This is a genomic window from Peribacillus sp. NPDC097675, from assembly GCF_050277655.1.
Classification (GTDB): Bacteria; Bacillota; Bacilli; order Bacillales; family DSM-1321; genus Peribacillus.
Genome location: NZ_JBNNSK010000018.1, coordinates 48,241 through 58,977, shown reverse-complemented (window position 1 = coordinate 58,977; position 10,737 = coordinate 48,241). Strand labels below are relative to the sequence as shown.

Sequence of the window (10,737 nt, the reverse complement as noted above, 5' to 3'; positions counted from 1 at the left end):
TTCGTCCTGAGCCAGGATCAAACTCTCCGAAGAAATGTTTGACTTGCTCATTTTGCTTTTTTTATAGTGTGTGCTCACTCAAAATTTACGTTGGCGCTTTGTTTTGTTCAGTTTTCAAAGAGCAATTTTTATCGCCGATGTCCTTAGCGACTTTAATATCTTACCACGTTTCTTTTGCTTCGTCAATAACTTTTTTAAAAAAGTTTTAATATCTTTTTTTAAAAAGCTAATGTCTTGCAGCAACTTTTATAATATACCAGCGAATTATTTAATAGTCAATAGATTTTCAATATATTATTCATGATTTTTTTTTAAGCTTCGCTTGCCCCGTACATAGGCAAGACATTCCCTTTCTGTACCCATCCTTTTAAACAAATTGAATAGGATGTTATACTTCTCATCGATTGCTCTTTTTACTACATGATCTATTCTCTCATCCTGTAAATCAAATAGAATTTCATCCATTTCTCTTTTAAGGAGATACAGTAATTCCTCCTTTTCCTTATCATTAATCAAGAGACCCATCATATCTATCACCTCCAAAAACCATCATTCCCAACCAACCCCATTAATATAGCTTTTCTTTTTTTGCATAACTCCACAATAAGAGCATAAATATGATGACAAGAGCATTTGGACAAGGGGATGGATTAATGAAATTCTTCATGGTGTTTCAAGCAAAGAACATCAAACAATATTCGTTAATTTTAATTACGGCTGTATTTACCGCTTGGTTTCTTTTCGTGCAGAATATCCTACATGCTCCTGTTTTTTCCACCGATGATGGACCCAAGGCAGTGTATAAGGGAGATAAAAATATTGCCATCACATTCAATATCGGATGGGGGGATGAGAAATCAGCTCCTATATTAGAAACGTTAAAAAAAGAAAAGATTAAATCGGCTACTTTTTTCCTTTCTGGTTCTTGGGCTGAACGTCACCCTGACATGGTAGCAGCTATTGCAAAAGAAGGATATGAGATAGGGATTCTTGGTTACGACTATAAAGATTACACGGATCTCAGTGACCAGGAAATCATCCGGGACATCTCCAAAGCCCAGGAAGTATTCAAAAAGCTAAATGTAAAAAACATCGAACTATTACGGGCACCGACCGGTCATTTCGATAAGCGACTCCTTAAGATCAGCGAAAATTTCGGATATACCGTAGTTCATTGGAGTATAGATTCAAAGGACTGGACGAATCCGGGCGTTGAACGAATCGTTCAAAACGTTAGCAAGGCCCATAAAGGAGATATCATCCTATTGCACGCGTCCGATTCTGCTAAGCAAACTAATAAAGCACTGCCCGATTTAATAGATGAACTCCGTGGCAAAGATTTGAACTTCGTTAATGTTTCCGAGATGATTTCTAATTCATCAGCAAGAAGTGAAGAAATAAAATGATAGCCTCACTTGAACATAGACACGAAAAACCTGACTTAGGATAGTCAGGTTTTTCGTGATGAACATATAATCTCCGCTTTCAGAAAGGTTTACTTACCTTCTAACCCTTCAGCTTTAAACTTCTTCTCATTAGTTTGTTTCCGTACTTTCTTGTCTGCTAACTCTTCTTGGGAACGATTTATTAGATTGTTCAATATCATTAATTGGTAGGCATTGCATACAAGCAACGGGAACAACATGAAATAGAGCCAACCGTCATCATTCGTATAGAGGACAGGTATCCATTCTAGTACTGTCACCACCACCATGAAGAATAGTGCAGGAATAAATGCCTGTTTATTCGTTTGTCTCATTTTAAAATAAGCCGTTACCATCCCTATCACTAGGACCACCAAAGCTAATAATATGTAGGAACCAATTCCCTCACCTGATCCAAAGGTAAGAAAACGCAAATAAACTAAATCGAATAATACAAAAACTATGAGGACTACTTGTACCGCATTCCATAAAGAAACACTTTTAAATATCCCCAGACCGAAACGATGTATTGTTAAATAAGCAAAAAATCCCGCTTGACTTATCACACTGAAAATCAACCCCACTCCAAATAACCAAACAAACGTTGAAAGGATGGCTTTAATTTCAAACGATGTGAAATAAGGTTCAAATTCACTCCACCGGGCTATGAATCCTACGACTCCGCCCGTTACCCCACCTATAAGCAATGTTGTCATAAACAATCGAACTAAATTACGGCTGTTCATCCTTTTCCTCCACATATTTCTATTTATTTCCTCAATTGTACCAACCATATTTGGAAAAATCCACTTATTCTACCAGCGGATAATATCCTTTACCGGGAACCATATTAACAATATGTAAGATTAAAGAGGGGGCTCTACGTATGAAAATGGGGTTTGCTTTGTTTTTCACGTTACTCTTGCTCTTTTGTACCGGTTGTTCACAAAACGGAGCTAGTGAAGGGAAAATGGATTATGAAGAGACAAAGAAGATGGTCGTCGATATCTTAAAAACAGACGATGGGAAAAAGGCCATACAGGACACCATTTCGGATGATAAAACAAAAACTGAACTCATTATGGACTCGGATATCATTAAGAAATCCATTGAAGATACTGTAACTTCCGATAAAGGCAAAGAGTTTTGGAAAAAGGCTTTTAAAGATCCCGAATTCACTGCCGCTTACGCGAAAGCCTTAAAAGACGAACATGAAAAGCTATTAAAAGACTTAACAAAGGATCCGCAGTATCGAGGCATGCTGATAGAGATCTTACAAGAACCTGACTTGGATAAGGAAATGAATAAGTTACTGAAAACGAAAGAAATGAGAGCCGTCTATAAAAAGCTGATCATAGAGACAATGGAAAGTCCTCTAGTTGAAGCAAAGATGCAAGAGAGCTTAGATAAAGCAGCTACTAAGGCTACAAAAAAGGAAGAAAAATCGAAAACTGAGGATAAATCTAAAGATTAACAAGAAAAGGCTGCTTCCAAATGGGAAGCAGCCCTTTTCTTGTTATTGCAATTTATCAATGACCTTGTTAGCGATTTCCTCATAAATCTTACCTAATCTATGGTCAGCCGCGTATATAGAAGGTGCGAAATCTTCTTCGTTCCAGTCAGGTTGTTGAAGAGGAAGTTGTCCTAAAACATCTGTACGAAGTTCTTCTGCAAGCTTCGCCCCTCCACCTTTACCAAATACGTATTCCTTCTCACCAGTGGTTTTACTTTCGAAATAAGACATGTTTTCAATTACCCCAATAACTTCATGCTCCGTTTTAATAGCCATGGCTCCAGCCCTTGCTGCAACAAAGGCTGCAGTCGGGTGTGGGGTAGTGACAATGATCTCTTTACATGAAGGAAGCATGGTATGGACATCCAACGCGACGTCTCCTGTACCTGGAGGTAAATCAAGAACCAAGTAATCAAGTTCGCCCCATTCCACTTCATTGAAGAAACTGTTCAACATTTTTCCGAGCATCGGACCTCTCCAGATTATCGGAGCATTATCTTCCACGAAGAAGCCCATCGAAATTACCTGAACGCCAAAACGCTCGACAGGGATAATTCTTTCCCCGCGGACAACCGGCCTTTTCGTGATACCCATCATATCAGGTACACTGAAGCCATATATATCAGCATCGACCAGTCCAACTTTTTTGCCAAGACGGGCAAGGGATGTAGCCAAATTCACGGAAATCGTGGATTTACCCACTCCCCCTTTACCACTCGCAATCGCGATAAATTGCGTCTTATTATTCGGTCCAAGCAAACCTAAATCTTTCTCATCCTGAGGCATACTGTCGCGATGCTTTGCCAACTCTTCCTCGGATAGTTCCGCGAACCGTATACCCACCGAATCCGCTCCGTTACCCTTCAATAGATCGACAACTTCTGTTTGCATTTGCATTTGCTCAGCGGTACCTGTTTTCGCGATAGCTAACTTAACGCTTACATGGTTTTTTTCAGGTTTGATCTTCACTTCCAAAATTCCATTTGTATCTGCAAGGTTTTTATGTAGAAAAGGGTCCTTAAGATCCTTTAATAAATTCAGTACTTTCTCTTCAGTTAACAAGTCGAGCACCCCTTTGAATTCGTTTTCTTTTCCCAATTGTAGTATAACATAATCCGGAAATAAAGCTTATTATCTTCACCTCGGGATGCCTCAAGGTTCTACATAACAAAAAGGCCTTGTACAACAAGACCTTTACCTAAATAATCAATCCGAATCCGAGAGCTTCTCCTCCGTAAAATACCGTAAGATTCCCATATATATTGAACTTGCAATTTTCTCTTGGTACTTGTCACTCATTAGCCTTTCTCGCTCTTCATCATTAGAGAGAAAGCCGATCTCAACCAACGCTCCCGGTTTCTTAGCATAATTCATCAAATATACATGATTGATTGTTTTCGCGTCTCGTTTTGTATTTTCTAAATTCCTTATAATTTCTGTCTGGATAAACTTTGCCACCTGCTTATTCTCTTCAAACCGATTTGTATAAAAGGTTTGAGCCCCTTTCGAAGATGCCGAGGGAAATGAATTCAGATGGATGGTCAGAAATAAATCCGCTTCAGAATCATTGATCATTCGAACCCTGTTCCTGAGATCTTCTTGTTTTCGTTTACGGATTCCTTTTGTATCCTGCAAAGCTAGATCAATATCCTTTTCCCTCGTCAAAATAACAAGAGCACCCTGTTCCTGTAAATAGTCCCTTACCTTCAACGTAACCGAAAGGGCGATTTCCTTTTCCATTACTTCCTGGATATTGGCGCCCCCGTCCATTCCCCCATGACCTGCATCAAGAATGATGACCTTACCCGTCAGCGGAAGGTTCCAAGACTCCCAAGAATCATCTTCAACAAATTTGAATGTCACTATTAAAAAAAGGACAAACAACCCCATAGCGATTCCTGTATATTTCAATTTCCTGCGCATGACCGTTCTCCTTCCACTAGTCCCTTTATCTATAAAATATGGGACAATCCATGGAGTTAGAACAGGTTATTTTGAAGGATATAATCCCTCTCTTAATGGAGCTTCATCTTATATCGTTTTTCACCCGTCTTAAAGCCGTCCAACCACCAATCCCCTACAAATCCTTCACAACAGTAAAAAACTCCTTCATCAATAGCGTTGCTTACCGTCACTTCCCGCCAATATAAGATGAAATTAAAAAGGGTATCAACCAAAAACTTTTCTTCCTTCCTACAACGGGCTCTAACATCCTCTTCAGATTCTCCATAATATCCAAACTTACTATAGTTCGCCCCCAAAAGATAAGCCTCAATAGCCACGTCAAAATACCCTTCTTCCAAGACATCCAGGTATTCCTCCCCAAAATACCGTTTGATCCTGCCCCTCATATCCTCAATCGATAACTCCCTAAGTAACCTTCGTTCAAACTTCAACTGCCGCTCTCGCTGCATCTCCTGCAAACCTACAACCACACTCATCCATTCACCTCCGGGGTCAGACCCCATTTCCCAATTTATTTCCCAAGTTGCATATAGCTTTTTACATACCAGCACGAACCATTCACTGATTCAATTGGAAATAATTAATCAGAGTAGAAGGCCATATAGATAAAAAAAAAGCCCCAGCCATAAAATGGCTGGAGCTTTTTGAAGTTCCAAAAGATTAACGTTTTGAGAACTGAGGTGCACGACGTGCGCCTTTAAGACCGTATTTTTTACGTTCTTTCATACGTGGATCACGTGTTAATAATCCAGCAGATTTAAGAGCTGGACGGAATTCTGGGTCTACATGAAGCAATGCACGAGCGATACCGTGACGAATTGCTCCAGCTTGTCCAGTGTATCCACCACCGCTAACGTTTACAAGAACGTCGTAATTTCCAGTAGTTTCTGTAGCAACTAGTGGTTGGTTTACAACTTCACGTAATGCTGCGAAAGGAATATATTCATTAATGTCACGACCGTTAATAACGATGCGACCTTCGCCTGGTACTAAACGTACACGAGCTACTGAGCTCTTACGGCGACCAGTACCATAATATTGAACTTGTGCCAAGATAGTAACCTCCTTAGTAATTATCCGCGTAATTCGTAAACTTCTGGTTGTTGAGCAGCGTGTGGGTGCTCAGCTCCAGCGTATACGTGTAATTTTTTGTAGATTTGACGACCAAGAGAATTCTTTGGAAGCATACCTTTGATAGCAAGTTCAAGCATTCTCTCAGGGTAGTTTGTACGCATCTCAAGAGCAGTTCTAGTTTTAAGACCGCCTGGGTGCATAGTGTGACGGTAATAAATTTTGTCAGTCAATTTTTTACCAGTCAAGTGGATTTTTTCTACATTGATTAAGATTACATGATCACCAGTATCGATGTTCGGTGTAAAAGTTGGTTTATGTTTACCACGTAAGATGGATGCTACTTCAGTAGAAAGGCGACCTAAAGTTTTGCCTTCAGCGTCAATCACATACCATTTACGTTCTACTTCATTAGCTTTCGCCATAAATGTCGTACGCATGGTTAACCTCCTAAAAAACTTTTTAATTTTTTATATTTATTTTCAATCACAATAAACTTCCGGGGCTTATCGTGGGATTAAAATACATACCATATTATATTAACTTCTCCCAGTATCATTGTCAAGGGAATGTTACACTAGGATAAGTTGTCTTAAAAACTGATGCAATATCTTCACGAAAAGATTCTTAGACCCGTTAAGCCACGTCCATAGCGGCCTCAACAAAATTCAAGTCTTTTCATTACTTGTAAAAAATTCGGTGCATCCTGAAAATATTTTTTATTTGTAAAATACTTTCCATAAATACAAGCCTTGTCCTGGTGCTGTTTTCCCCGCAAAGCTTCGATCTTTTTTGTTCAAAATATCAATGATTTCTCGGGGGGCTATCTTACCGCTACCGACTTCAAGCAGCGTCCCAACCAAGATACGAACCATATTATACAAGAACCCTTCTCCAACGAACCGAAAAACTAAAAATCCTTCAGTCTCTTGAAAATCGATTTCCTGGATGGTCCGTACTTTGTCGACCACTTCCGTCTTAGCCGAACAAAAACTTGTAAAATCATGTGTGCCCACTAAATATGAAATGGCTTCAGTAATTGCTTCCTCATCTATCGGATAAGGGTAATGATAGGCGTAGTTGCGCTGAAATGGATCCCTTAACGTAGAACGGTCAATGATATATCGGTACTCCTTGCCCGTCGTGTGGAATCTCGCATGGAAATCATCAGGGACAATCTCCACTTCCAAAACAATAATATCATCCGGAAGGAGCGCACTGAAGGCTTTTACCCAATTTTCCGTAGGGAAGACTAGCGGGGACTCAAAGTGAAGGACCTGACCCTTGGCATGGACCCCTGAATCTGTCCTTCCTGAGGCTATCACTTTAACAACTGTCCCCTTGTGGATCTGAGCTAATACGGCCTCAAATTCACTTTGGATTGTTCTCTTCTCTGGCTGTACCTGATAACCAGCAAATTCCGTACCATCATAGGCTATCAAACATTTATACTTTGGCATCTACTCTTACCTCTTATGAACGTAATATAAACAACATGACTGTAAGGACCGCAACGGAAACCATCAGCAGGCTATCACTGATCCTCCATTGTAATTGCCGGTATTTCGTACGGCCCTCCCCGCCACGGTACCCCCTGGATTCCATGGCTGTCGCCAATTCTTCTGCTCGTTTAAATGAACTGACGAACAAAGGAACCAGTAACGGAACAATGGACTTAACACGATCCTTAATGGGCCCCGATGAAAAATCCACGCCTCTTGCAGTTTGTGCCTTCATGATTTTGTCCGTCTCTTCCATGAGTGTAGGAATAAAGCGAAGAGCAATCGACATCATCAAAGCAAGTTCATGAACAGGCATTTTCCACTTTTTAAGAGGTCCTAAAAGCTCTTCCATGCCATCCGTGATGGATATGGGCGTGGTCGTCAAAGTGAGGAGTGACGTAACCAATATCAATAATGTAAATCTTACAGATATAAATAGGCCTTGAATCAAACCGCCTTCGTATATTTCAATCCAACCAAATTCAAAAAGCAATTCTCCTTCTTTCGTAAAAAAGATATGGAGAAGGAAAGTGAAGATGATTAGGAATAGTATAGGCTTTAACCCATTATAAAGATAACGAAGCGGAATCTTGGATAAGACGATTAACAATACTGTGAATGCTGCAAGAAGGGCGTATGACACCACATTATTCGCTAAAAAGATTACACAGACAAAAAGGAACACAAGTAATAGTTTAGCCCGAGGGTCCATTTTATGCACCACAGAGTCGGCAGGGACATATCGCCCGATAATCATTTTATCAAGCATTAGCGGTTCCCCCGTTTCATGGCTTTATCGATTTCAATGGCCAAATCCTCGATATTAAGACAGGGATGATCGAATCGAACACCTAACTCTTTCTGGAGCTTGAGTTGGAATCGAACCGTATCGGGAACATCCAATCCTAACTCGAGCAATTGCTCAGGCTGGGAAAAAATCTCCTGAGGCGTTCCTTTTTGGAACACCGTACCCTTATGCATAATAATGATATCATCGGCATACTTAGCCGCATCTTCCATGCTATGGGTCACTAAAATAGTCGAAATGCCCCTCACTTTATGCAATTCATAAAACATGTCCATGATTTCTTTTCGACCTCGAGGATCAAGTCCGGCAGTCGGCTCGTCTAACACTAAAACATCTGGTTCCATTGCCAAGACACCTGCAATGGCCACCCGTCGCATTTGTCCACCAGATAAATCAAAAGGAGATTTATCAAGAAATTCCTCACTAAGGCCTACCTGGACGATGGCTTTTTTGGCCAGTTCCTTAGCTTCTGCTTCGGAAACTCCAAAATTCATTGGACCAAAGCAAATATCCTTCTCAACCGTTTCATCGAATAGTTGATGTTCTGGAAATTGAAAGACAATGCCTACTTTTTGTCTAATGGGCCGCAGTAGCTTTTCTTTTCTCCCAGCTACTATCGTGCGGTCACCAATGATGACTTGGCCCTTAGTCGGCTTTAAGAGAGCATTCAAATGCTGTAGTAGCGTAGATTTACCGGAACCCGTGTGACCGATAATTGCTGTATACGTTCCCAATTCCATTGATATATTGACGTCATGAAGGGCCAAATGTTCAAATGGAGTATTTATCTGGTAGCGGTATTCTACCTCATCGAGTGTAATTCGCATAAATCCTTCACCAACTCTTCCTCTGTCAAATGCCCATTTACGACACGAACGCCATTTTTTTGAAGTTCTTTGCTTAGCTTCACCGAAAAAGGTATATCCAGTCCAAGGGCAATCAATTCATCTTCTAATTTAAATATGTCCTCGGGAGTCCCTTCACGATATAACTGGCCTTGATTCATGACTATCATCCGATCGGCTTTCGCCGCCTCCTCAAGATCATGGGTAATCGAGATTACCGTAATCTCATTTTCCTGCTTTAATTCTCTAACCGTTTCAAGCACTTCTTCACGGCCTCTCGGGTCAAGCATAGAAGTTGCTTCATCTAATATGATTATATCTGGTTGCAAGGCAATGACGCCTGCAATGGCAACCCTTTGCTTTTGACCGCCGGATAGATGGTGCGGCTCTTGATTAAGAAAGGCATTCATTTTGACCTTAGTTAATGCACCATGAACACGCTCCACCATAACCTGCTGAGAAACACCGGCGTTTTCTAAACCAAAAGCCACATCATCCTGAACTGTAGTGCCTACAAATTGATTATCAGGATTTTGAAAAACCATCCCAATTTTTTTCCGGACATCCCAAACGGTTTCATCAGTCAATATTTGATCATTAATCATAATCGTACCTGAGTGGGCGAATTGAAGTCCGTTCAACAATTTCGCTAAAGTCGACTTGCCGGAACCGTTATGACCAACAATTGCAAGCCACTCCCCTTGATATATATCAAAAGATACATCATCTAAGGCGTTTCTAGACTGACCCTCATATTTGAAAATAATATTATTTAAAGAAACAAGCTTCTTCCTCATGTGGCCCTCCTCATCCTCGACTGCACTCATCTTCCTTACTCGGCTCAAACTACATAAACCATCAATGAAATATCAGCAATTATTTCTGAACATATAAAAAAACGCTGCACCCCTTCCACCGAAAGAATTTTCGGTAAATTAAGAGCAGCTTGGAGCAGTCCTGTTACGAAAAACAGGTTATCTTATTGGATCGCTTATCAAAAGCGGGAAGGGATGCTTGAGCTAGACGTGAAGGCTCCCCTGACAAAAAGGTTTCGCCAGCCATCGTAACACTCAATGCGAATTTCTAACATACAGGATTTAAAATAAAAAAGAAAAAGGGCATAGAACAAGTGAGTATATTCCTTTGTCCTGCCCTTTTTCATCGTTGTTATTAAACTAATTCAATAACCACGACTGGTGCACCGTCACCGCGGCGTGGACCAACTTTCATGATACGAGTGTATCCGCCTTGACGTTCTTCATAACGTGGAGCAACGTCACTAAATAGCTTTTGAAGGGCATCTGTGCCTTTCTCAGCGTCAGCGATTTCGTTACGGATGAATGCTGCAGCTTGACGGCGTGCATGCAAGTCACCACGTTTACCAAGAGTGATCATTTTATCTACTACAGAACGTAATTCTTTAGCACGTGCTTCAGTAGTTTCGATGCGCTCATGGATGATAAGATCCGTAGCTAAATCACGAAGTAATGCTTTACGTTGTGCGCTAGTGCGTCCTAACTTTCTGTAACCCATTAGAGATTCCCTCCTTTGTTGAAGTTCTATATTGTGTGTCTAGTATAAGGCTCACAACATAATGGATGATTCCGCC

At 40.6% G+C, this 10,737-nt stretch carries 14 protein-coding genes; 2 read left to right on the top strand and 12 right to left on the bottom strand.

Annotated elements, in window-relative coordinates; all coding sequences use genetic code 11:
• Window positions 1-294: 294 nt before the first annotated feature.
• On the bottom strand, window positions 295-528 hold the full coding sequence (locus ACQKL5_RS20245; RefSeq protein WP_427610646.1) for a hypothetical protein: 234 nt from the start codon (window positions 526-528) through the stop codon (window positions 295-297).
• 125 nt (window positions 529-653) lie between these two features.
• On the opposite strand from ACQKL5_RS20245, the gene pdaB reads away from it, so the two are divergent.
• Window positions 654-1,406 (top strand): polysaccharide deacetylase family sporulation protein PdaB, encoded by a 753-nt coding sequence (gene pdaB, locus ACQKL5_RS20240; RefSeq protein WP_427610645.1) that lies wholly within the window; start codon window positions 654-656, stop codon window positions 1,404-1,406.
• Between the two features lie 89 nt (window positions 1,407-1,495).
• Here the strand turns inward: pdaB and ACQKL5_RS20235 are convergent, their stop codons facing one another.
• Complete coding sequence (locus ACQKL5_RS20235) at window positions 1,496-2,170, bottom strand: KinB-signaling pathway activation protein (protein ID WP_427610644.1); 675 nt, start codon at window positions 2,168-2,170, stop codon at window positions 1,496-1,498.
• A 140-nt stretch (window positions 2,171-2,310) separates the two neighbouring features.
• Between ACQKL5_RS20235 and gerD the strand changes: the two genes are divergently transcribed.
• Complete coding sequence (gene gerD, locus ACQKL5_RS20230) at window positions 2,311-2,898, top strand: spore germination lipoprotein GerD (RefSeq protein ID WP_427610643.1); 588 nt, start codon at window positions 2,311-2,313, stop codon at window positions 2,896-2,898.
• A 42-nt stretch (window positions 2,899-2,940) separates the two neighbouring features.
• Here the strand turns inward: gerD and ACQKL5_RS20225 are convergent, their stop codons facing one another.
• From ACQKL5_RS20225 to rplQ, 10 genes are all read right to left on the bottom strand, one after another.
• Window positions 2,941-3,999: a P-loop NTPase gene (locus ACQKL5_RS20225; RefSeq protein ID WP_427610642.1), complete on the bottom strand. Its 1,059-nt coding sequence runs from the start codon at window positions 3,997-3,999 to the stop codon at window positions 2,941-2,943.
• A 144-nt stretch (window positions 4,000-4,143) separates the two neighbouring features.
• Window positions 4,144-4,860, bottom strand: a complete 717-nt coding sequence (gene cwlD / locus ACQKL5_RS20220; protein WP_427610641.1) for an N-acetylmuramoyl-L-alanine amidase CwlD — start codon at window positions 4,858-4,860, stop codon at window positions 4,144-4,146.
• Window positions 4,861-4,952: 92 nt separating this feature from the next.
• The gene (locus ACQKL5_RS20215) at window positions 4,953-5,378 is read right to left on the bottom strand and encodes a DUF2521 family protein (RefSeq protein ID WP_427610640.1); all 426 of its coding nucleotides are present in this window, start codon (window positions 5,376-5,378) and stop codon (window positions 4,953-4,955) included.
• Between the two features lie 184 nt (window positions 5,379-5,562).
• Window positions 5,563-5,955 (bottom strand): 30S ribosomal protein S9, encoded by a 393-nt coding sequence (gene rpsI, locus ACQKL5_RS20210; RefSeq protein ID WP_402971505.1) that lies wholly within the window; start codon window positions 5,953-5,955, stop codon window positions 5,563-5,565.
• 20 nt (window positions 5,956-5,975) lie between these two features.
• Window positions 5,976-6,413, bottom strand: a complete 438-nt coding sequence (gene rplM / locus ACQKL5_RS20205; RefSeq protein ID WP_034304960.1) for a 50S ribosomal protein L13 — start codon at window positions 6,411-6,413, stop codon at window positions 5,976-5,978.
• 279 nt (window positions 6,414-6,692) lie between these two features.
• On the bottom strand, window positions 6,693-7,433 hold the full coding sequence (gene truA, locus ACQKL5_RS20200; protein WP_427610639.1) for a tRNA pseudouridine(38-40) synthase TruA: 741 nt from the start codon (window positions 7,431-7,433) through the stop codon (window positions 6,693-6,695).
• A gap of 13 nt (window positions 7,434-7,446) precedes the next feature.
• Window positions 7,447-8,244, bottom strand: a complete 798-nt coding sequence (cbiQ, locus tag ACQKL5_RS20195; RefSeq protein WP_427610637.1) for a cobalt ECF transporter T component CbiQ — start codon at window positions 8,242-8,244, stop codon at window positions 7,447-7,449.
• Entirely contained in the window at window positions 8,244-9,110 is an 867-nt protein-coding gene (locus ACQKL5_RS20190; protein WP_427610636.1) for an energy-coupling factor ABC transporter ATP-binding protein, read from the bottom strand. The genes cbiQ and ACQKL5_RS20190 overlap by 1 nt, the downstream gene beginning before the upstream one ends.
• Window positions 9,086-9,925 (bottom strand): energy-coupling factor ABC transporter ATP-binding protein, encoded by an 840-nt coding sequence (locus tag ACQKL5_RS20185; RefSeq protein WP_427610635.1) that lies wholly within the window; start codon window positions 9,923-9,925, stop codon window positions 9,086-9,088. The genes ACQKL5_RS20190 and ACQKL5_RS20185 overlap by 25 nt, the downstream gene beginning before the upstream one ends.
• Before the next feature lie 373 nt (window positions 9,926-10,298).
• Window positions 10,299-10,661 (bottom strand): 50S ribosomal protein L17, encoded by a 363-nt coding sequence (gene rplQ, locus ACQKL5_RS20180; RefSeq protein WP_057915229.1) that lies wholly within the window; start codon window positions 10,659-10,661, stop codon window positions 10,299-10,301.
• Between the last annotated feature and the right edge of the window lie 76 nt (window positions 10,662-10,737).

Bases quoted from the DNA above. Each gene is read 5' to 3' on its own strand.
- rplQ (WP_057915229.1), bottom strand. From the start codon at position 10,661: ATGGGTTACAGAAAGTTAGGACGCACTAGCGCACAACGTAAAGCATTA.
- cwlD (WP_427610641.1), bottom strand. From the start codon at position 4,860: ATGCGCAGGAAATTGAAATATACAGGAATCGCTATGGGGTTGTTTGTC.
- cbiQ (WP_427610637.1), bottom strand. From the start codon at position 8,244: ATGCTTGATAAAATGATTATCGGGCGATATGTCCCTGCCGACTCTGTG.
- ACQKL5_RS20235 (WP_427610644.1), bottom strand. From the start codon at position 2,170: ATGAACAGCCGTAATTTAGTTCGATTGTTTATGACAACATTGCTTATA.
- ACQKL5_RS20185 (WP_427610635.1), bottom strand. From the start codon at position 9,925: ATGAGGAAGAAGCTTGTTTCTTTAAATAATATTATTTTCAAATATGAG.
- ACQKL5_RS20245 (WP_427610646.1), bottom strand. From the start codon at position 528: ATGATGGGTCTCTTGATTAATGATAAGGAAAAGGAGGAATTACTGTAT.
- pdaB (WP_427610645.1), top strand. From the start codon at position 654: ATGAAATTCTTCATGGTGTTTCAAGCAAAGAACATCAAACAATATTCG.
- gerD (WP_427610643.1), top strand. From the start codon at position 2,311: ATGAAAATGGGGTTTGCTTTGTTTTTCACGTTACTCTTGCTCTTTTGT.
- ACQKL5_RS20190 (WP_427610636.1), bottom strand. From the start codon at position 9,110: ATGCGAATTACACTCGATGAGGTAGAATACCGCTACCAGATAAATACT.
- ACQKL5_RS20215 (WP_427610640.1), bottom strand. From the start codon at position 5,378: ATGAGTGTGGTTGTAGGTTTGCAGGAGATGCAGCGAGAGCGGCAGTTG.
- truA (WP_427610639.1), bottom strand. From the start codon at position 7,433: ATGCCAAAGTATAAATGTTTGATAGCCTATGATGGTACGGAATTTGCT.
- rplM (WP_034304960.1), bottom strand. From the start codon at position 6,413: ATGCGTACGACATTTATGGCGAAAGCTAATGAAGTAGAACGTAAATGG.